This window comes from Providencia sp. M-27 (genome assembly GCF_011077905.1).
In the GTDB taxonomy this organism is placed as follows: domain Bacteria; phylum Pseudomonadota; class Gammaproteobacteria; order Enterobacterales; family Enterobacteriaceae; genus Providencia; species Providencia huaxiensis.
The window spans coordinates 285,405-307,223 of sequence record NZ_JAALBT010000001.1; the positions used below are offsets into that span (position 1 = coordinate 285,405).

At 41.7% G+C, this 21,819-nt stretch carries 19 protein-coding genes; all 19 read left to right on the plus strand.

What is annotated here, in order from left to right:
• Positions 1-300: 300 nt before the first annotated feature.
• The 19 genes from G6Q48_RS01300 to G6Q48_RS01390 all read left to right on the plus strand — a co-directional run bounded on the left by G6Q48_RS01300 (position 301) and on the right by G6Q48_RS01390 (position 21,709).
• The gene (locus G6Q48_RS01300; protein WP_166264160.1) at positions 301-1,701 is read left to right on the plus strand and encodes a NarK family nitrate/nitrite MFS transporter; all 1,401 of its coding nucleotides are present in this window, start codon (positions 301-303) and stop codon (positions 1,699-1,701) included.
• 67 nt (positions 1,702-1,768) lie between these two features.
• The gene (locus G6Q48_RS01305) at positions 1,769-5,530 is read left to right on the plus strand and encodes a nitrate reductase subunit alpha (RefSeq protein ID WP_166264162.1); all 3,762 of its coding nucleotides are present in this window, start codon (positions 1,769-1,771) and stop codon (positions 5,528-5,530) included.
• Positions 5,530-7,071 carry a nitrate reductase subunit beta gene (gene narH, locus G6Q48_RS01310; protein WP_102138105.1) on the plus strand — a complete coding sequence of 514 codons (1,542 nt, stop codon included), beginning with the start codon at positions 5,530-5,532 and terminating at the stop codon, positions 7,069-7,071. Before G6Q48_RS01305 ends, narH begins: the two co-directional genes overlap by 1 nt.
• Positions 7,068-7,790 carry a nitrate reductase molybdenum cofactor assembly chaperone gene (narJ, locus tag G6Q48_RS01315; RefSeq protein WP_166264164.1) on the plus strand — a complete coding sequence of 241 codons (723 nt, stop codon included), beginning with the start codon at positions 7,068-7,070 and terminating at the stop codon, positions 7,788-7,790. Before narH ends, narJ begins: the two co-directional genes overlap by 4 nt.
• Positions 7,787-8,464: a respiratory nitrate reductase subunit gamma gene (narI, locus tag G6Q48_RS01320; protein WP_004907792.1), complete on the plus strand. Its 678-nt coding sequence runs from the start codon at positions 7,787-7,789 to the stop codon at positions 8,462-8,464. The genes narJ and narI overlap by 4 nt, the downstream gene beginning before the upstream one ends.
• 1,242 nt (positions 8,465-9,706) lie before the next feature.
• Positions 9,707-10,237 carry a fimbrial protein gene (locus G6Q48_RS01325; RefSeq protein ID WP_148241605.1) on the plus strand — a complete coding sequence of 177 codons (531 nt, stop codon included), beginning with the start codon at positions 9,707-9,709 and terminating at the stop codon, positions 10,235-10,237.
• Positions 10,238-10,316: 79 nt separating this feature from the next.
• The gene (locus G6Q48_RS01330) at positions 10,317-10,868 is read left to right on the plus strand and encodes a fimbrial protein (RefSeq protein WP_102138102.1); all 552 of its coding nucleotides are present in this window, start codon (positions 10,317-10,319) and stop codon (positions 10,866-10,868) included.
• A gap of 20 nt (positions 10,869-10,888) precedes the next feature.
• Entirely contained in the window at positions 10,889-13,579 is a 2,691-nt protein-coding gene (locus G6Q48_RS01335; protein WP_166264166.1) for an outer membrane usher protein, read from the plus strand.
• Positions 13,580-13,614: 35 nt separating this feature from the next.
• The gene (locus G6Q48_RS01340) at positions 13,615-14,367 is read left to right on the plus strand and encodes a fimbria/pilus periplasmic chaperone (protein ID WP_102138100.1); all 753 of its coding nucleotides are present in this window, start codon (positions 13,615-13,617) and stop codon (positions 14,365-14,367) included.
• Positions 14,368-14,380: 13 nt separating this feature from the next.
• Positions 14,381-14,962 carry a fimbrial protein gene (locus G6Q48_RS01345; protein WP_102138099.1) on the plus strand — a complete coding sequence of 194 codons (582 nt, stop codon included), beginning with the start codon at positions 14,381-14,383 and terminating at the stop codon, positions 14,960-14,962.
• Positions 14,955-15,509: a fimbrial protein gene (locus G6Q48_RS01350; protein ID WP_102138098.1), complete on the plus strand. Its 555-nt coding sequence runs from the start codon at positions 14,955-14,957 to the stop codon at positions 15,507-15,509. The genes G6Q48_RS01345 and G6Q48_RS01350 overlap by 8 nt, the downstream gene beginning before the upstream one ends.
• A 43-nt stretch (positions 15,510-15,552) precedes the next feature.
• On the plus strand, positions 15,553-16,005 hold the full coding sequence (locus G6Q48_RS01355) for a fimbrial protein (protein ID WP_229597487.1): 453 nt from the start codon (positions 15,553-15,555) through the stop codon (positions 16,003-16,005).
• Positions 16,005-16,535 carry a fimbrial protein gene (locus G6Q48_RS01360; RefSeq protein WP_102138097.1) on the plus strand — a complete coding sequence of 177 codons (531 nt, stop codon included), beginning with the start codon at positions 16,005-16,007 and terminating at the stop codon, positions 16,533-16,535. The genes G6Q48_RS01355 and G6Q48_RS01360 overlap by 1 nt, the downstream gene beginning before the upstream one ends.
• A gap of 17 nt (positions 16,536-16,552) precedes the next feature.
• Positions 16,553-17,395 (plus strand): MrpH family fimbial adhesin, encoded by an 843-nt coding sequence (locus G6Q48_RS01365; RefSeq protein ID WP_102138096.1) that lies wholly within the window; start codon positions 16,553-16,555, stop codon positions 17,393-17,395.
• Positions 17,396-17,409: 14 nt separating this feature from the next.
• A complete protein-coding gene (locus G6Q48_RS01370; protein WP_166264168.1) occupies positions 17,410-17,682 on the plus strand; it encodes a helix-turn-helix domain-containing protein in 273 nt (90 codons plus the stop codon).
• Positions 17,683-18,044: 362 nt separating this feature from the next.
• Positions 18,045-19,013, plus strand: a complete 969-nt coding sequence (locus G6Q48_RS01375) for a siderophore ABC transporter substrate-binding protein (RefSeq protein ID WP_166264170.1) — start codon at positions 18,045-18,047, stop codon at positions 19,011-19,013.
• A 3-nt stretch (positions 19,014-19,016) separates the two neighbouring features.
• Entirely contained in the window at positions 19,017-19,979 is a 963-nt protein-coding gene (locus G6Q48_RS01380; RefSeq protein WP_102138093.1) for an ABC transporter permease, read from the plus strand.
• Positions 19,966-20,949 carry an iron chelate uptake ABC transporter family permease subunit gene (locus G6Q48_RS01385; RefSeq protein WP_166264172.1) on the plus strand — a complete coding sequence of 328 codons (984 nt, stop codon included), beginning with the start codon at positions 19,966-19,968 and terminating at the stop codon, positions 20,947-20,949. The genes G6Q48_RS01380 and G6Q48_RS01385 overlap by 14 nt, the downstream gene beginning before the upstream one ends.
• Before the next feature lies 1 nt (position 20,950).
• The gene (locus tag G6Q48_RS01390) at positions 20,951-21,709 is read left to right on the plus strand and encodes an iron ABC transporter ATP-binding protein (protein WP_166264174.1); all 759 of its coding nucleotides are present in this window, start codon (positions 20,951-20,953) and stop codon (positions 21,707-21,709) included.
• The last annotated feature ends 110 nt before the right edge of the window (positions 21,710-21,819 follow it).

Below are 21,819 nucleotides of genomic sequence, written 5' to 3' on the forward strand. Positions count from 1 at the left end.
ATTATTTTTGATAACGTAGATATTGTTTCTCTATTATATAAAATTGAATATGCCACTTCGGTATTACTCCTTAATATCCCATTGAATTATTCGCTTTAAATTCCAACACATAAAATTACGCAGTAATGAGTTTTTTTGTTTTAATTCAATTTGTTATTGTTTTGTACTCCTAATACCCCTCTAGTGGTTAACGAAAAAAATCACGCATATTTCATTTAAATCTCTCTTGATTTAGATCAGCTTCACAGTGGGCTATTCGCCACACACTGCGAGCAGAAATTGTATCTATCGGGGTGATTTATGTCTCAACGAGATAATGTTAATAACGTGGTTGCACAGTCAAATAACGGTGTTATACAGGATTGGCGTCCTGAAGATATTCGGTTTTGGCAGCAAACGGGGCAGCGTATTGCAAATCGTAATTTATGGATTTCTATTCCATGTTTATTGCTCGCATTTTGCGTATGGATGTTATTTAGTGCCGTTGCTGTGAATTTAAATAAAGTGGGTTTTAATTTTACGACAGACCAATTATTTTTATTAACCGCATTACCTTCAGTTTCAGGTGCTTTATTAAGAGTCCCTTATTCATTCGTTATTCCTATTTTTGGTGGGCGTCGTTGGACTGCTATTAGTACGCTATTTTTAGTGATCCCATGTATTTGGCTAGGTTATGCGATTCAAAACCCCGCCACGCCTTATCAAGTCTTTGTCATTATTTCCCTACTTTGTGGTTTTGCCGGCGCTAACTTTGCATCCAGCATGGCTAATATCAGCTTCTTTTTCCCTAAAGCTCGTCAAGGTGGTGCACTTGGCCTGAATGGTGGGCTAGGCAATTTAGGGGTCAGTGTCATGCAATTGGTGGCCCCTTTCATTGTGGGTGTTGGCGTATTTACTTTCGTGGGGGGAACGGGAGCGACTCAACCTGATGGTTCAACGCTGTGGTTAGAAAATGCCGCTTGGATTTGGGTGCCATTTCTACTGCTTTTTACGGTGATGGCTTGGTTTGGCATGAATGACTTAGCGGCTAATAAGGCATCTCTTAAAGCACAATTACCTGTTTTGAAACGGGGCCATCTATGGGTATTAAGCCTGTTATATCTGGCGACATTCGGCTCATTTATCGGTTTTTCTGCCGGTTTTGCGATGTTATCGAAAACGCAGTTCCCAGACGTCATTATTCTGAAATTTGCTTTTTTTGGTCCTTTCCTCGGGGCGTTAGCGCGTCCAGTTGGCGGCATGCTGTCTGACCGTTTTGGCGGCGTGAAAGTCACATTACTGAACTTTGTTGTCATGGCTGTTTTCTCTGGTTTGCTGTTTTTTACGTTACCAGAAAAAGGTCAAGGAGGCTCTTTCGGGGCTTTTTATGGCGTATTTATGGTGCTGTTTTTAACGGCAGGGTTAGGTAGTGGCTCAACCTTCCAAATGATCGCAGTCGTTTTTCGTAAATTAACCATGGATAAGGCCATTTTAAGAGGGGCTTCAGAGCAAGAGGCTCAAAAAGAAGCGGTAACAGAAAGTGCTGCGGCTCTAGGGTTTATCTCTGCTATTGGGGCAATCGGTGGCTTTTTTATTCCAAAAGCGTTCGGAACATCATTAACACTGACGGGTTCGCCGGCAGATGCGATGAAAGTATTTTTTGTATTTTATATTTCCTGTGTGTTTATCACATGGCTGGTATACGGCCGTAAACACAAATAATAACAAGTCATAAAAATCAATTTTAGCAATGTACGGCGCCGGTCGCCGTCTCTTTGGAGGCAATCCGATGAGCAAGTTTTTAGACAGATTTCGGTATTTTAAGCAGTTGGGCGAAACCTTTTCAGGTGATCACGGGCAAGAGTTAAATGTAAACCGTGATTGGGAAGATGGTTATCGTAGCCGCTGGCAGCATGACAAAGTTGTGCGTTCCACTCATGGTGTTAATTGTACTGGCTCTTGTAGCTGGAAAATTTATGTCAAAAATGGGTTAGTTACTTGGGAAACTCAGCAGACGGATTACCCACGAACTCGCCCTGATTTACCTGACCATGAGCCGAGAGGATGCCCTCGAGGGGCGAGCTACTCTTGGTATTTATACAGCGCAAACCGTGTTAAATACCCAATGATGCGTAAGCGCTTACTTAAATTGTGGCGTGAAGCAAAAGCGGAGCAACAAGACCCTGTTGCAGCGTGGCTATCTATAATCAATGACCCGCAAAAGGCACAAAGCTATAAACAAGCTCGTGGTCGTGGTGGTTTTGTTCGCTCAAGCTGGCAGGAAGTGAATGAACTAATTGCAGCGGCAAACGTCGCGACGATTAAAGAATTTGGTCCTGACCGCATTGTTGGTTTTTCACCCATTCCCGCGATGTCGATGGTTTCCTATGCCTCAGGTGCGCGCTATTTATCATTAATTGGTGGCTCGTGCTTAAGTTTTTATGACTGGTATTGTGACTTGCCGCCTGCATCACCCATGACGTGGGGCGAACAAACTGACGTACCGGAATCAGCAGATTGGTACAACTCGTCTTATATTATTGCTTGGGGTTCTAACGTTCCGCAAACGCGTACGCCAGACGCACATTTTTTTGCAGAAGTGCGTTATAAAGGGACGAAAACGGTCGCGGTGACGCCAGATTACGCGGAAATTGCCAAATTATGTGACCATTGGTTGAACCCGAAACAAGGAACAGATAGCGCCATGGCAATGGCGATGGGGCATGTGATCCTCAATGAATTCCATGTAAAACGCGAAGCTGAATATTTCCGTGAATATGTGCGTACGTATACCGATATGCCGATGCTTGTCATGCTAGATAAGCGTGAAGATGGCTCTTATGCCGCAGGCCGCATGCTACGGGCATCTGATTTACATAATTCATTAGGCGAAGAAAAAAATGCCGAATGGAAAACTATTGCGATTGATGAAGAGACAGGCGAATTATGTGCTCCACAAGGTTCAATGGGATTCCGTTGGGATGGCGGCCAAAAATGGAATTTAGAACCGCGCACTGGACAAGATGCACATAACATTAAAATGAAACTCAGCTTGGCAGATAGCTATGATGAATTTGTCGATGTTGGTTTCCCTTACTTTGGTGGCTTAGAAAGCGAGCACTTCCAGCATGTTGAACTTAAAGATATTTTATTACATAAACTGCCCGCTAAACGTATTCAGTTAGCTGATGGTAGCGAATCATTGGTTACTAGTGTTTATGATTTAATGCTAGCGAACTACGGCATTGACCGTGGTTTTGGTGATGAAAACTGTGCGGTTGATTACGATGATATGAAAGCGTATTCACCTGCGTGGGCGGAGAAAGTCACAGGGGTTAGCCGCCAAAATATTATTCGCATAGCGCGTGAGTTTGCCGATACCGCAGAGAAAACCCATGGCCGCTCTATGGTGATTGTTGGCGCAGGGATTAACCACTGGTATCACATGGATATGACCTACCGCGCGATTATCAATATGTTGATTTTTTGTGGTTGTGTAGGGCAAAGCGGTGGTGGCTGGTCTCACTATGTGGGGCAAGAAAAATTACGTCCACAAACGGGTTGGTTACCTTTAGCCTTTGGTTTGGACTGGCAGCGCCCACCTCGTCATATGAATAGCACTTCTTTCTTTTATAACCACTCAAGCCAATGGCGTTATGAAACAGTCGCAACAGAAGAGTTGTTATCGCCTCTAGCCGATAAGCAAGCCTTTAGTGGCAGTTTGGTTGATATGAATGTACGAGCAGAACGCATGGGGTGGCTGCCGTCAGCACCACAGTTAAATGTCAACCCATTAAATATTGCGAAGAATGCACAAAGTGAAGGGATGTCACCCACTGATTATACTGTTAAACAGTTGAAAGAAGGCAATATTCGCTTTGCTTCAGAGCAACCTGATGACCCTCAAAATTTCCCACGAAATCTGTTTATTTGGCGTTCAAATTTATTGGGTTCCGCAGGGAAAGGCCATGAATACTTACTGAAATACTTATTAGGAACTGAAAATGGTATTCAAGGCAAAGACTTAGGTCAACAAGGCGGCGTCAAACCAGAAGAAGTGGAATGGCAAGATAAAGCGGCAGAAGGGAAAGTTGACTTAGTGGTGACTCTCGACTTCAGAATGTCGAGCACCTGCCTGTTCTCGGACGTTATTTTACCGACTGCTACTTGGTATGAAAAAGACGATATGAACACCTCGGATATGCATCCATTTATTCATCCGCTCTCTGCGGCAGTTGACCCAGCTTGGGGATCTAAAAGCGATTGGGAAATTTACAAGGGGATTGCCAAAGCATTTTCTGAAGTCAGCGTTGGGCACTTAGGCAAAGAAACGGATGTGGTGACGTTGCCGATCCAACATGATAGTGCTGCTGAGATGGCACAGCCTTTTGATGTGAGAGATTGGAAAAAAGGCCAGTGCGAGCTGATCCCCGGAAAAACTGCACCGCACATTATCTGTGTTGAGCGTGATTATCCAAATACTTATGCACGTTTTACCTCTCTTGGCCCACTGATGGATAAATTGGGTAATGGGGGAAAAGGGATCAATTGGAATACGCAAGATGAAATTGATTTCTTGAAAAAACTCAATAAAACCCAGCCAGAGGGGGCTAATGCTGGGCGGCCAAAAATTGAAACATCGATTGATGCCGCTGAAGTTATTTTAACACTCGCGCCTGAAACCAATGGGCAAGTGGCAGTAAAAGCATGGGATGCGTTAAGCAAAGTAACAGGCCGCGACCATACTCATCTTGCTCGTCATAAAGAAGACGAAAAAATCCGTTTTCGCGATATTGTTGCGCAGCCGCGTAAAATTATCTCTAGCCCGACATGGTCAGGATTGGAAGATGAACATGTTTCTTACAACGCCTGTTACACCAACGTTCATGAAATGATCCCATGGCGAACGCTCAGTGGTCGTCAGCAGTTATATCAAGACCATGAATGGATGCGCGCCTTTGGGGAAAGCCTTGTGGTATATCGCCCACCGATTGACACACGAGCCGCTCAGCCACTTATGGGGAAAAAATCCAATGGGTTCCCAGAAAAAGCACTGAACTTTTTAACACCGCACCAAAAATGGGGGATCCACTCTACTTACAGCGACAACTTATTAATGTTGACGTTAGGCCGCGGTGGCCCAGTGGTTTGGCTTAGCGAAGAAGATGCCCGCGAGCTTGGTATCGAAGATAACGATTGGGTTGAAGCTTTTAACAGTAATGGTGCATTAACCGCTAAAGCGATCGTTAGCCAACGTATTCCTGATGGCATGATCATGATGTACCACGCCCAAGAACGGCTGATCAACTTGCCTGGATCTGAAATTACGGCTCAACGTGGCGGAATTCATAATTCGGTCACGCGTGTTTGCCCGAAACCTACCCATATGATCGGTGGCTATGCGCACCTTGCCTATAGCTTCAATTATTACGGAACAGTAGGTTCTAATCGTGATGAATTTGTGGTTGTTCGCAAAATGAAACAGGTTGACTGGCTGGATGGTGAAGGTGATGCCTACCAGCAGACCTTGAGCGGAAAGGAGAAAGCATAATGAAAATTCGTTCTCAAGTCGGCATGGTGCTAAACCTTGATAAATGTATTGGTTGTCACACTTGCTCAGTGACCTGTAAAAACGTGTGGACTAGCCGCGAAGGGGTTGAATACGCATGGTTTAATAACGTCGAAACTAAACCGGGTATTGGTTATCCCCATAATTGGGAAGACCAAGAAAAGTGGAAAGGAGGCTGGATACGCACTATTAAGGGTAAATTGGTTCCACGGATGGGGAACAAAGTGGGTGTTTTATCGAAAATCTTCGCTAACCCAGATGTACCTGCTTTGGATGATTATTATGAGCCGTTTAATTATGACTACGGCCATTTAAAAAATGCCAAAGAAGGCAAACACGTACCAACCGCGCGCCCTCGTTCATTAATTACGGGTGAGCGAATGAGTAACGTGAAAATGGGACCAAACTGGGAAGATGATTTAGGCGGTGAATTCGCCAAGCGAGCCCAAGATAAAAACTTTGAACATATTCAAAAAGAGATGTACGGGCAGTTTGAAAATACGTTCATGATGTATTTGCCACGCCTGTGTGAACATTGTTTAAACCCAGCGTGTGTAGCGACCTGCCCAAGTGGGGCAATTTATAAGCGCTCAGAAGACGGTATTGTGTTGATTGACCAAGACAAATGCCGCGGCTGGCGTATGTGCTTAACCGGTTGCCCGTATAAAAAAATCTATTTCAATTGGAAAAGCGGTAAATCAGAAAAATGTATTTTCTGTTACCCACGTATTGAGTCAGGCATGCCAACGGTTTGTTCTGAAACCTGTGTTGGTCGTATCCGCTATTTAGGGGTATTGCTGTATGACGCCGATAAAATTGAGTCGGCAGCCAGTGTCGAAAAGGAAACCGACCTTTACCAAAGCCAACTTGATGTTTTCCTTGATCCTCATGATCCAAAAGTGATTGAAGAAGCGCAAAAACAAGGGATCCCATTAAGTGTGATCGATGCGGCACAGAAATCCCCAGTGTACAAAATGGCGATGGAATGGCGCTTAGCTCTGCCACTGCACCCTGAATACCGCACGTTACCCATGGTGTGGTATGTACCCCCTTTGTCACCAATTCAGTCTGTGGCGGATTCAGGGCTCTTAGCTAATAACGGTGTATTGCCGGATGTAGAAAGTTTACGCATTCCAGTGCAATACCTTGCTAATTTGTTAACTGCAGGGGATACCGAACCGGTGCTATTGGCGCTAAAACGTATGTTAGCGATGCGCCATTTCAAGCGAGCAGAAACCGTAGAAAACCAATGTGATACCAGTGCGTTAGAGCAAGTTGGATTAACACAAGCTCAAGCACAAGAAATGTACCGTTATTTAGCTATTGCTAACTATGAAGACCGTTTTGTCATTCCATCCAGTCATCGAGAATTGGCGCGTGAAGCATTTCCTGAAGCGAAAGCTTGTGGCTTTAGTTTTGGTGATGGCTGCCATGGTAGCGATAGCAAAGCGAATTTGTTTAATAGCAGACGCATTGATGCCATTGATATCACACCAAAAAATAATCAGGAGAAAGCACTATGATGGCACTAAAAGTGATTTCTCGGTTATTGGAATACCCTTCGGAAGCGCTTTGGTTACATCGTGATGAGCTCATTGAAGCGCTAGAACAGGCTGATGAACTGTCTGTCACACGCGCTGTTCAACTGATGGTGTTTGTGCGTGAGTATCTCAATGAAGACTTACTCGATATGCAAGCGCAATATTGTGAGCTGTTTGATAGAGGGCGCGCGACATCATTATTGCTATTTGAGCATGTGCATGGTGAGTCCAGAGACCGAGGGCAAGCGATGGTTGATTTAATGGCTCAATATCAGCAACACGGTTTGCAAATTGATTGCCGTGAATTACCTGACCATTTGCCCATTTATTTGGAATATCTAACGGTATTACCGACCAATGAAACTATCGAGGGGTTGCAGGATATTGCGCCAATTTTAGCGTTGTTAGGGGAAAGGCTGAAACAGCGAGAAAGCCGTTTCTCTGTTTTATTTGATTTTTTACTTGAGCTTTCTCATAGCGATATTGCGGCGGAGCAATTAAGCAAACAAGTGGCAATCGAAGTACGGGATGACACCCCAGAGGCGCTAGATGCGGTTTGGGAAGAGGAGCAAGTGAAATTTTTTGCCGATGAAAAAACATGTGGTAGCGAAGTGGCGGCACATCAACATCGTTTCGCCAATGCGGTGGTACCACAATACTTGGATCTCAGTGTGGGTAGCCATGTAGGAGTTCAAAAATGAATTTTATCAATCAATTTTTCTTCGATATATACCCCTATATCGCTGGGACGGTATTTATTGTCGGTAGTTGGTTACGTTACGATTACGGGCAATACACGTGGCGAGCGGGTTCCAGCCAAATGTTAGATAAAAAGAACATGCGTTTGGCATCAAACTTATTCCATTTGGGGATTATTGGGATTTTTGTCGGGCACTTTTTAGGTATGTTAACGCCTCATTGGATGTATGAATCTTTTCTGCCAATGCATATTAAGCAATTAATGGCGATGATTGGTGGGGGCGCAGCGGGTGTGATGATGTTAATTGGTGGCGCGATGCTGTTGAAGCGCCGCCTGACGAACCCTCGCGTGAGAGCAACTTCATCCTTCGGTGACATCATGATCTTAACCTTGCTGGTGGTGCAAGTTTGCTTAGGGTTACTCACCATTCCATTCTCAGCACAACATATGGATGGTAGCGAAATGTTGAAATTAGTGGGATGGGCGCAATCTATTGTGACATTCCATTGGGGGGCATCCAATTACCTTGAAGGGGTTGGCATCGTTTTTAAACTGCATATTGTGTTGGGTATGACGATATTTTTACTCTTCCCATTCTGCCGTTTAGTGCACATTTGGAGTGCCCCTATCGAATACCTGACTCGTCGGTATCAATTGGTGAGGAATCGCCATTAGGTTTGGCTCCACAAGGCGGTGGGCCAGTACATTGCTTTTGTACAACTTGTTCTTGTGTAAACAACAAATATTGCTATTTTGGCACCCCATTTCATATGAGATGGGGTTTTTTGTTTTAAGTGGTGATTTACTTTGTATCGCCATATAAACATACTCTAATTTGGGTGTAGGTAATGCTAAATATAATGGTAAGTTATGCTCAGTCTTTATGGTGTTTTGACTTAAACAGCGGTTTCTATATTTGAGATATTATTATTAGGTCAGTAATGTAATTGTCGACAATAATTTATGGCATTACTTCTACTCATTTTTGGGATATCCTCATTTTCGCTATTTAACTTACCTTGATTTAGCTAATCAACTTAAATAGAGATTGGTTTATTTCTATTAAAGGTGTCTTGTTTTTCTATTTTAATCCTTCTGGTGGTATTTATAAAGTTATTGAAAGTTACTTTTAATTACTGTTTGAAATAATTTGAAATATTAAGGCTGTCTGACTATCGTTTTTCATTTTATTTTCTATCAATTGTTTCTATTTTTATTTTTATTTAAAAAGTGTTTTATTATATTAATGGTACCTAGGTGTTGTTTATATTGAATTCATGGTTGTTTTTAATCTATCATGATGATATTTATGGATTTATTTTTAATTTATTACTCATTTAAAATGTAACAATTGGTGAGTTTAGAAACATTATGAAAATATTTAATTGTTTTTTTTGGGAAGTTTCTGATTAATTATTTTTCGGTAAAATCTCGATTTAATATTTTTGAGTTAATTTCATGATTTCACTTTATCTCATCCCATTTTTTTCACTAATAAGAACCCGTTTTATGAGTATAAAAAACTTTATTAATAATGATTGGGTTTATTTTATGGTTTTTTATTAAGAAAAGGTCAATTTAATTAGAAGCACATCACCAACTTATCCCGTAATGGTGTATTTAAGATGGGGTATGTTATGAATTATATATATATATCACTAACTTATAGTTAAGGTGTTTAATTAACCCTTAAATTTGACATAACTAAAATGTGGTATAATAATGGCAACGCATTGATGCATTGTTTAATTATTTCATTTATTAACTAATAGAGTTTGATAAATAGAAATAGTTATTGGTGTCAATCTTTAATATTTGCTAATCGAATATATTTTAAGAAAAAGTTGAAATAATCAGATTAATAATAACTCATTATTTTAATTTGTGTTGTCTTTTTATCTAATGGAAATGTATAAAATGAAATTAAATAAACTTGCTTTAGTATTAGGTTTAGGTTTAGCAGTAGTTGCTGGTTCTGCTTCTGCAAACCAAGGTGGCGGCCAAGTCACTTTTAAAGGTTCAATTATTGATGCTCCTTGCTCAATTCCACCAGGATCTCAAGCATTTGAAGTACCAATGGGTGCTATCGCAACATCTGCATTAAACGGTGGCGGTAAAAGTATTGCTCGTGACTTCAATATTCAATTAGAGCAGTGCGACATCACAACTCTGAAAACAGTTCAAACTACATTTACTGGTATTCCAAGTACTTCGGTAACTGATGGTTTAGCTATTGCTGGTACTGCGAAAAACGCGGGTATCGTGATCACTGATTTCAACGGCACCAAAATTGCTTTAGGTGCTAAATCACCATCTCAAACTTTATTAACTGGTGCGAACACATTGCGTTTCCAAGCTTATTTGCAAGGCGATGATGATGCAACAAACAAACCTGCTGTACCAGGTGAATTTGATGCAATTGCAACATTTGCTCTGAGCTACCAGTAATTGGTATAGCCCGTACAAGGATGTATGGGCACTAATTTTAATGCATTGAAATTGGTTATTAAGTTGAGATGGAGTCGCTATGAATCACTTTGGCATCATTGTCATGGTGCTTTCAGGAATGATATTTGCCCCGATAGTCAGTGCGCAAAATCAAAATTCTCGGGCACAAAGTCAGTTCAAAGGAACTGTTACTATGGGCGGTTCAATCATTGAGAGCCCTTGTGCAATAGATGCAGATAGCCGAGATCAATCAGTTAGCATAACGACTGTACCGGTTAGCCAGATAATTCACGACAGAGAAAGTCCAACAAGTGATTTCTCTATACGCCTTATCAATTGTGTTCTAACACCGGTAACTCCTGGAACCCCTAATTGGCAAACTTTCAATATTACATTTGATGGCCCAACTGATGGCCGTAACTTCGATGTTTTTGGGCATGCAAATGGATTGTCAGTAAAAATTTCTGATATGGCTGGAAATGTTGCAATACCTGGTAAGGCAATGCCTGATTTACCTATTAGCGCGGGGGAGACAACTCTGCACTATAAGGTGCGGGTAGTACCTAATAATAAACGCTTAAAACCAGGAAATTATCAGACAACTATCCGTTTTAAAATGGATTATTACTGAGTTATTACTAAGGGACTATTATGGCTCTGCGATTAAAAAGTAAAAATAAAGTATTTAATAACTCAGTAAGTTATTTTTTAACGCCTGTTGCTACCATGGTGTTTATAGCCATTGCTCATATAAATTTAGCTAATGCAAATAATGATAGTATTGAGTTTAATACGGATGTTTTAGATCTTCAGGATAAAAAAAATATTTCCTTAAATGAGTTCTCTCGCGCAGGTTATGTTATGCCTGGGAAGTACCCATTTAAAATTAATTTAAATAGTCGCGATTTAGCTGACATTTTTGATATTGAATATATCGCGGATCCTAATGATCCGGGTATGACTGAGCCTTGTTTAACGCCAGATGTTGTTGACCATATCGCTTTGCGCGATGAATGGAAACAAAAGGTTGAATTTGCTAAAAATGGCCAATGTTTAATTCCAGAAACGATCCCAGGAATGACAGTAAGTGGTTCTTTAGCCAAAGAAACGATCACCATTACTGTACCTCAGGCTTATATCGAATTTACCTCTGATAACTGGGATCCCCCATCTCGTTGGGATGAAGGTGTTCCCGCTCTGATCTTTGACTATAACTTGAATGCTAACTTAACAAGGCCTGCAGATTCAGCCAATACCCAGTCAGTTACTGGTAACGGTACGACAGGTTTTAACTTAGGCGCATGGCGTTTTAGAGCTGACTGGCAAGCAAGTTATAATCGAACGAATGGTCAATCCACAGATCGTAAATGGGATTGGAGCCAATATTATGCTTATCGAGCCGTCAAAGAGCTAAATGCAAAGCTAACGATGGGGGAGCAATTTCTTCGCTCAGGGTTATTTGACTCATTCCGTTATATGGGGGTAAGTCTTATCTCTGATGAGAGAATGTTACCACCTAACTTACGTGGCTATGCACCTGAAGTCACTGGTGTTGCGAGAACCAATGCAAAAGTGATTGTGACTCAGCAAGGGCGTGTCATTTATGAAACGCAAGTTGCTCCGGGGCCTTTTCGTATTCAAGATTTAAGTGATGCCGTTAGCGGTAAATTAGATGTACGTATCGAAGAGCAGGATGGCTCCATACAAGAATTCCAAATGAATACTGCCTCCATTCCGTATTTAACTCGTCCAGGCTCAGTGCTGTTTAAGATTGCCGGTGGCCGACCGAATAATATGGAACATGAAACAGAAGGGCAAGGATTCGTTACAGGGGAATTTAGCTGGGGGGTCTCTAACGGTTGGTCATTATTCGGTGGTGGTGTCGCGGCAGGTGACTATAACGCATTATCACTCGGTGTTGGTCGAGATTTACTCGCCTTCGGTGCAATTTCATTCGATATCACTGAGTCACGAGCAAAACTGAAAACAGAAAACAAAATCTATACAGGGGCGTCTTATCGCTTAAGTTATTCAAAACGTTTTGAAGAATATGACAGCCAAGTCACCTTCGCAGGATATCGATTCTCTGAACGCGACTTTATGAGTATGAACCAATATCTCGACCGTCGTTACAGAGGGGTGGAATTCGATAATAGTAAAGAGCTGTATACGATCACATTTAATAAGTATTTCACTAGTGCGGATCTGACTGCGTATCTGAACTATAACCACGAAACTTATTGGAATAAGCCTGCGGCAAAACGCTATAACGTTTCTATTGCTAAATATTTTGATATTGGTCGTTTTAAAAACATCAATTTAAGTTTAACGGCATTCCGTAACAAATTTGATAATAGAAATAATGATGATGGGCTATATATGAACCTCTCTTTGCCTTGGGCTGATAGAGCGTCAATTAGCTATAACAACATGGTGACGAGGGATGGTAATTCACATACCGTCAGCTATTTCGATTCCGTTGATGATAAAACAAATTATCGTGTTGGTACTGGGGTTAGTAGTCGTGGCCGTGGAACCATTGATGGTTTCTATACGCGTTATGCTGATTTAGCAACAGTTACGGCAAGTACCAGTTATATCAATGGCGATACCTCTTCAGCTGCATTTTCTCTACAGGGTGGTGCAACAGTCACAGGGCATGGTGCCGCATTACACCGCATTAACACGCCAGGTGGAAGCCGGGTGATGGTAGGTACTGAAGGTGTGAAAAATGTCCCTATCCAAGGTTTTGGGCCAACCACAGAAACCAACATTTTTGGTAAAGCAGTAGTCTCTGACATCAGTGATTACTACCGTACCAGCGCGCATATTGATGTGACTCAGCTGCCTGACGATGTGGAAGCTATTCGGACATCGCAGCCTATTACGTTGACTGAAGGGGCTGTTGCTTACCGCGAATTTGAGGTGTTAGCGGGTGTTAAAACGATGGTGAGATTGGCATTGGCCGATGGAAGTTATCCGCCATTCGGGGCTACCGTGAGAAATGAGAAAAATAGAGAGCTCGGTATCGTGACTGATAATGGCTCCGTATATATCTCTGGTGTCAATCCAAATGAAGTTTTAGATGTGCATTGGGATGGAAGTGCGCAATGCAAAATTCAGATCCCAGGAAATATTAAAACGGCGGAATTTAACTCACTGTTATTACCGTGTACAAGCAGCCCAGGTATTGAACCTGGATATATGCCTGCAAAAGCTGTTCCTGTTGGGCAACCAGCCCCTGTCTACAAACCTGCACCCGTTAAACAGGGCGTAGAACCGAGTCAGCGTTGGTTATTGAAGCCACCGGATATTGCTTACAGCGCAGATTATACCGAGTAACCCAAGTTGCTTGATTTTATAAATAGTTGGTACATATGAATATTAAGAAAATTGCATTTTTTACTACGACAATTACGTTATCTGCAGTGCTATGTGGACAGGCTTTGGCCGCTATTGCACTTGATAGAACACGCGTCATTTATAATGGGGCTGAAAAGACCATTAGCTTAAATATTAAGAATGAAAACACAGAGTTACCTTATCTTGCGCAGGGTTGGATTGAAGACGCTAATGGTAACAAAATTGAAAGCCCACTCACGGTGTTACCACCAGTTCAACGCGTAGAACCAGGTGAAGGTAGCCAAGTTAAAATTCAATCTCTTCCTGATATCGCGACATTACCTCAGGACAGAGAAAGTGTTTATTACTTTAACTTACGTGAGATTCCGCCACGTAGTAAAGAAGCTAACGTATTACAAATTGCATTACAAACACGTATTAAGTTGTTTTATCGACCAAAAGCGTTATATGCCACTCGTACGGATTTAGAAAACCCATGGCAAGAAAAAATTACGTTAACGCGTAAAGGTGATGCCTACGAAGTCACGAATCCAACTGCTTACTTTGTCACGATTGTGGATGCAAGTTCAAAAGTGGGAGGAGATACGGTGAAGCAGTTTGAGCCTGTGATGATCTCACCAAAAGGTAACGGAATGCTTAAGGGTAGCGCAAGTGCTATGGGGGCAAAGCCAGTTCTAACTTATATCAATGATTATGGTGGAAGGCCTAAATTGACGTTTGGTTGCGCAGGTACAACTTGCAAAGTTGAATCTTCGACGGACAGATAACGGAGAACAATGTATGAAAAGGACTCTCCAGTTCAGCACTATCTTATTCAGCTTAGTTCCAGTGTTTACCTTTGGAATAAGTAGCTGGGATATTGATGGATTACACGGAACATTGACAGTAAATGGCATGATGACCGAGGCACCTTGTACGATGGATGTGACCAATTCAAAGCGCCAAGAAGTGTCTCTAGGGGAGATCCCTTCTTATTCACTCCGTAAACCTGGTGATAGAGCTGAACCAGTGTCATTTGAATTAGAATTTAGACATTGCATTCGTACAGAAAGCCGAATGAAAGACACGAGAACGGGCAGAGCGATTTGGGATGCAATGCAGCCCGTCATAACGGTTTCCTTTGTTGCCGTATCGGATAAACACTTTCCAGAAATGTTAAGTGTAAAAGGTGTCTCTGGCTTGGCATTAGAAGTGACTGACGCACAACGAGAAGATATCAGGCTAGGAAGCCGAGGTCGTCCACAATTCCTTGATGCACCGCAGGGGACTCTTCAATATTTTGTCACACCAGTGAGAACTCCCGAAAAATTGACGGAAGGAAGTTTCAGCGCCGTAATGGACTTTAAGGTGGATTATGAGTGATTTAAATAAGCAGCGGTACCTGCTGGCATCATGTCTCGTTGGACTACTTTTTACATCGGCCTCCTATGCAGGGTTACCCGATTCACGTATTAGCCCGTCGGGAAGTACACGGGCGACAGTCACACCAGGTATGATAACCGTACCGATTAAAGGGGTTGTTTTAGCACCACCCCCTTGCAAAATTAATGGTGGAAATATCATCAAAGTCAATTTTGATGAAATCATGAGTACGCGAATTGACGGGAACGCCTATTCGAAACCCATAAATTACAATATTGACTGTGAAAAAAGGCCAACGTCGCAAATGAAAATGACGTTGATTGGTATTCCTGCATCTTTTGATACTGGTGCAATTGAGACAGATCTTCCGGGTTTAGGGATTGCTTTTCGTTATAACGGAAGCAAGCTTCGATTAAATCAAGAAATCAAGTTCGTGTACCCAAATGCCCCTCAATTTGAAGCTATACCTGTTCGTGACTTATCCACAACATTGACAAAAGGTGGGGTTTTTCATGCGGGCGTCACTATCAAACTTGATTATCAGTGAGGGAAAAATAATGCAAAGAATAATGAAAAGATTTCCGCTGATAATGGGTCTGCTAGTAATACCTGCTAGCGCTGCGATGGCGAACGATGTGGAATTTACGGGAACTTTATTAATTCCACCGCCTTGCACTGTTTTTGAAGATAAAGTCAACGTCATTGAATATAAAGATATTGGTTTACATAAAATAGATGGAGTCAGATTCACGAAACCTATTAATTACGCATTGAAGTGTGAAGACAATTTAAAAGGTTGGGATTTGATGCTGACAATCAAAGGAACTGCAACCGACTTTGATACGTCGGCTCTGGAAACCAATTTCCGAGATCTTGGCATGCGTATTACCCAAAATGGTTTAGGTTTTGAAATCAATAAACCGTTAAAGATTACGTATGGGCAACCGCCTGTTTTAGAAGTTGTTCCAGTTAAGAGATTGGGAGTTACGTTGCCTGAAGGAGGCTTTACCGCAACAGGGACATTGCTAGCGGAGTACCAATAATGAACAAACTAATTCAATGTGCAGTAGCTGGAGCCTTACTTATCGACGTTAGTACGGCTTTTGCTGTACCTGATAATTTAAGGATTATCGGTAATTTAGTGGAGGAACCCTGCACTATTTTACCTGGTGATGAAAACATCCCGATGGATTTTTTTGATACACCAGAAAAAAACTTTTATGCCTATGGTGAAACTCCACCTAAAGAGTTTGTGATTAAGCTGTCTGATTGTGACACAACGATTGGTAAATTTGTAGAAGTCACTTTCTCTGGAACTCCGAATCTAGCGCTTCCTGGTTTTTTAGCATTATCAACAAGTAGTGTCGCATCTGGTTTTGCGGTGGGGCTGCAAAATTCAGATAAAACACCACTGGCTCTTGAACAGAAAGGCTCGAAGCTAACGTTACAAGATGGCGCTAACCAATTGCGGTTCTATGCCTATTTAAAAGGTGAACCGGATGCTATTGCAGATAAGACAATAAAAGTAGGGCCTTACAGTGCTGTAGCAACATTTAAATTAGATTATGAATAATAAGGCTGTGAACTAATATGAAAGTTTTTTTATCGCTATTAATTGGTGCAGTCATGTTTTCATCTACTGCATCAGCTTATGTTTTTTCCTATATCACTGAATCAAGGCCCGGTAATAACCCAAATAATGGCGATGCAGACTATAAGTACGTTATTGCCCGCTGGGACCCTGAATTGCCAACTACGCCTAATCCTTGTTTCGGATGGTCGAAATGCTATCTCACCATAAGCCATAAGCATACCGCTAATGGAACACCGGGGGCGGCAACCGTCGAGTTGGCCGAAATTTCTAGATATCGATACATGCTTGATGTTCAGAATATACCCGGCGTTTTGGCAAAGGCGACAGCTCCAGCAACACAGTGGGCTGTTCATACCGGGGTTAGGCTACAGAATAATCAGGAGTGTGTGGGGCTGTTTTACCAAGATCGCACAGGGGTTACAAGTAACGGTGGGTTAATTCCCGGCTCATTATGTGGTATTGCGCCTCCACCAATTGGAGCTTGTAAGATCAACAATACCGTCCCGGATATCAACTTTGGCCCAATTAGTGAAGCCGATCTCGCTGGCCAATCAAAACAAGTGAACATTAGTGTGACATGTAACTTATCGATGGATGTTTTGGTGGTTGCAACTGGTGTTAACGTGACAAATGGTCGTGTAAATCTACGGGCGGATAATAGCTTATATGCGAATTTGTATTTAGGTGGGAACGATACACCTGGGGAAAATGGTTACAAAATCCATGTGCCTGCAGGTGGAACAAACTCGGTCACCCTCAAAGCCGTGCTAGGCACTAATGGCCGAGTTCAAGCTGGTCAGTTTGAAGGTGCTGCAGCCCTTATTTTAACTGTGCCTTAATAAATGGTGAAAATATGTATTCAGAAAATGGTAGTGAAAAAATCCATTATATGGTAGGTCAGAGGATCTTAGAAAAGCGTAGAGAGTTGGGATATACAGGCTTTCAGTTAGCTCAGTTGCTAGGTGTTAGCCAACAACAGATCTCGCGTTACGAAAGAGGCAAAATTAAAATTGACCTGTTTCATCTGTTCAAACTTGCATTTTTAATGGGAACCCCAATCGATTGGTTCCTTGAAGATATTAGCTCCCAGCTTAATAAATATGGGAACTTGGATGATATACAATAATGAGTTTTTAAATGATTAGTGGTGATAGGTAGGTTGAGATTACGGTTTTGTATTGTCTTTTGTACAAATGAGTAGGGCATCAAGGTTTAACTGTAAATTCAATCTATCTATCAATATATCCATCTTCAAGTCACCGTTTCCTCATCTTAATTCCTTAATATTTTCCCTATCGTTTTACTTTTGCAATTCTCTTAATTATCCACCAATAGAATGAAATTGATGTTTTTGTGCGTTGTAACAACTTTTTAGCGAATGCAAATGCAAACTAATATCATTTGCGCTTATTTGCGTGTAATATACGCTAAATTATGGGTCACCAAATTTAATCATCAGTACTTTTATCGATGGACGGAGGAAATTAGATGTTTGTAAAATCATTAGTTTCGGGTATTGCTTTGTTATCAGCATTAGTATTAGCGGGTTGTGATAACGCGAAAGACACATCAGAAACAGCTCAAGTTGCAGAAAAACAAACTATCACAGTAGAACATGCCCAAGGCAAAACTGAAATTCCTCGTCATCCGCAAAAAGTTATGGTGATGAACATGGAAACACTGGACATCATGGATGCACTCGGAGCCCCGGTTGCTGGTGTTCCACAAACCAACGTTCGCTTCCCTGAATTCTTAACGAAATATAGCGGTTCTGAATACGTCAATGGCGGAACATTATTTGAACCTGCTTATGAAACATTAAGTAATGCTAAACCTGACCTGATTTTAGGTGGTAGCCGTGCTCGTGATGCCTATGACAAACTCAGTGGTGTTGCTCCAACTATCTCATTAGACATTGATAACAAAAACTTTATTGGTAGCTTAACTGAGCGTACTAATGAGCTTGGCGCATTGTTTGGTAAAGAAGAACAAGCCAAAAAACTGATTGCTGACTTCAACACAAAAATTGAAGGTATCAAAACTAAAGCACCGACAGCAGGTAAAGCGATGGTGATCTTAGTCAGTGGTGGTAAAATCTCCGCGTATGGCCCAGGCTCACGTTTTGGCTTTATTTTTGATGTGTTAGGTTTCGAACCGGCTTATGTATTTACTGAAAACACAGGGCGTCACGGTAATATCGTTAATGCAGAATTACTGGTGAAATTGAACCCAGATTGGTTATTTGTTATCGACCGTGATAGTGCGATTGGTAAATCTGATGCTCAGCCAGCCGCAGAGGTACTTGATAACGCATTAGTGAGAAAAACAGCAGCATGGGAAAAAGGCCAAATTACTTACCTTGACCCAACTGCCGTGTATATCGCGGGTGGGATCCAAACCTACTCTAAGCTAATGGACGACATCAATACAGCACTAGAGAAGAGCCAAGCAAAATAACCGATGAAAACGCTTTATCTTTTTTGTGGAATTATCGCGTTATTGGTTTTAGCGGTATTAAGCTTGTTTATTGGAGCGGGTGACGTGTCACCCGTTTCGCTTTTCACCGACCCAGAGATGCAAGACATCTTTTTTATTAGCCGAATTCCCCGAACCATATCCTTGATTTTAGCCGGTAGCGCGATGAGCGTTGCAGGTCTAATCATGCAATTATTAACGCAAAACCGTTTTGTGGAGCCTTCTCTTGCAGGAACAACCCAGTCAGCCAGCTTAGGTTTATTGGTTGTCATGGTACTTTTCCCAGCAGCGAGTATTATGACCAAGATGGTGGTCGCCAGCGGTTTTGCACTCCTTGGCACCATGCTGTTTATGATGCTATTGCGCCGCGTAATTTTAAAATCTGCACTAATCGTCCCTCTGGTAGGGATTATGTTAGGTGCAGTGATTAGCGCATTAACCATCTTTACTGCTTATTATTTCGACTTATTGCAATCTCTTGGTGCATGGATGAGTGGTGACTTTTCTAGCATCATTCAAGGTCGATATGAACTCTTGTGGTTAGTAGGAATATTAACGTTAATTGCTTGCTGGATTGCAGATAGCTTTACGGTTGCCGGTATGGGACGTGAGTTTTCAATTAATGTTGGCCTAAATTATCGCAAAGTGATGACTATCGGTTTATCGATTATCGCCTTAATCAGTGGTGTGGTGGTCGTGGTGGTCGGGGCATTACCTTTCCTAGGCTTAATTATTCCAAATCTGGTGAGCTTAGTGATGGGCGATAACATACGTAAAACCATTCCATGGATTTGTCTTGCTGGTGGTGGCTTAGTTTTACTCTGTGACATTATTGGGCGCTTAATTCGCTATCCATTTGAAATCCCTGCAAGTGTGATTTTAGGTGTTGTTGGAGCGGTGATTTTTTTATATTTATTGTTGAAGCAACAACGTTATGCAAAAAGTTAACTCATCAATAGCGTTGCCTAGGAAAGGGGTAACGCCGTTGCAAAGAATATGGATACTACTGGCATTGTCATTGTTATCCATTGTTCTTTATATGACGGTCAATTTGGGCAGTAATCTTGCCTACATTTTGCCGCACCGAGGCTATATTGTTCTCACCATGATCGTGGTGGCTTTTGCCTCAGGGGTTTCAACAGTTCTCTTTCAAACTATTGCTAATAATAAGATATTGACTCCATCTATCATGGGATTGGAAGCATTATTTATATTATTACAAACCATTTTTGTCTTCTATACCGATAGCTTTCCATCCTCTTGGCTATTGAATATTGGTAAGTTTTTATTAGAGTCCACACTACTCGTGCTGTTCTCTGTACTGCTTTATCGCTGGTTATTTGTGTCAGTTAAAATGAATATCAACCTAGTATTGATGGTGGGTATTATTCTTGGCACATTATTTCGCAGTGTAGCGACATTGCTACAGCGCTTAATGGATCCCAATGAGTTTTCCATTTTACAAAGCCGGATGTTTGCCACCTTTACCAAAGGGACACCTGAGCTCATTCTATTCACGCTGCTTATCACTGCGGTCGTGGGCATTTTATTGTGGCGTATGCGCTATTGTTTCGATGTTATCGCGTTAGGGCAAGCCAATGCGGTGAACTTAGGGATTAATTATCGCCAGAAAGTCACGGTTATCTTGTTGCTTATTTCAATCTTGGTTGCCGTTTCGACGGCACTGGTTGGCCCTTTAACATTCTTAGGCTTGATGGTCGCGAACTTAGCTTACTTAGTGGCTGGCAGTAGCCAACACCGCTATTTGCTACCCGTTTCCTTTCTACTTGGTGTCATTGCACTGGTTGGTGGTCAATTGATCCTTGAATATGGCCTAAATATGGCGGGGACATTATCGGTTGTTATCGAGTTTGTCGGTGGAATATTCTTTATTTATATGGTGTTAAGAAGGTTTTAGTATGATTGAAATTAGTCAGATATCGAAAAGTTATCAGGATACTAAAGTCTTAGATAACGTAACAACAACAATTAAAAATAGCGGTATTACCTCAATCATCGGGCCTAATGGTGCAGGTAAATCAACACTGTTGTCGATTATCGGGCGTTTGTTACAGCCCGATGACGGTGGCTATGTCAAAGTGAATGAACTTGATGTATCAACAACTCCGAGTGATAAACTCGCAAAATGTTTATCTGTTTTGCGCCAAGAGAACCAATTTGCGAGTCGACTAACGGTTGAAGAGTTGGTCGGTTTTGGGCGCTACCCGTATACCAAAGGTCGTTTAACCATTGATGATAAAAAGAAAATTGATGAGTCACTCTCTTTTCTAAACTTATCAGATTTACGTTACCGTTATTTAGATGAATTATCGGGTGGTCAACGTCAACGGGCCTATGTGGCAATGGTTTTATGCCAAGATACAGAATATGTTTTACTCGATGAGCCATTGAATAATCTTGATATGAAGCATGCCGTGATTATGATGAAACTGCTGCGTAAAGCCGCAGACGAGTTGGGAAAAACGATTATTTTAGTTATCCATGATATTAACTTTGCGTCAGTTTATTCTGACTACATTGTTGCACTGAGAAACGGCCGTTTGTCTTATCACGGTAAGCCTGAGGAGATCATGAAATCTGAAATTATTGAGGATATTTTTGATACCCCGGTTGATATTAAGAGGGTGGATGACCAGTATATTGCTCTCTACTACTAAATTTTCGTCATCCTTCGAGCTGTAGCGGTGTTGGCTACGCTCGCTAACCCTAGTCACATACTTTTGTATGCTCCTAGGGATTAGCTTCTCTTGCCGCCTTGCTACAGTTC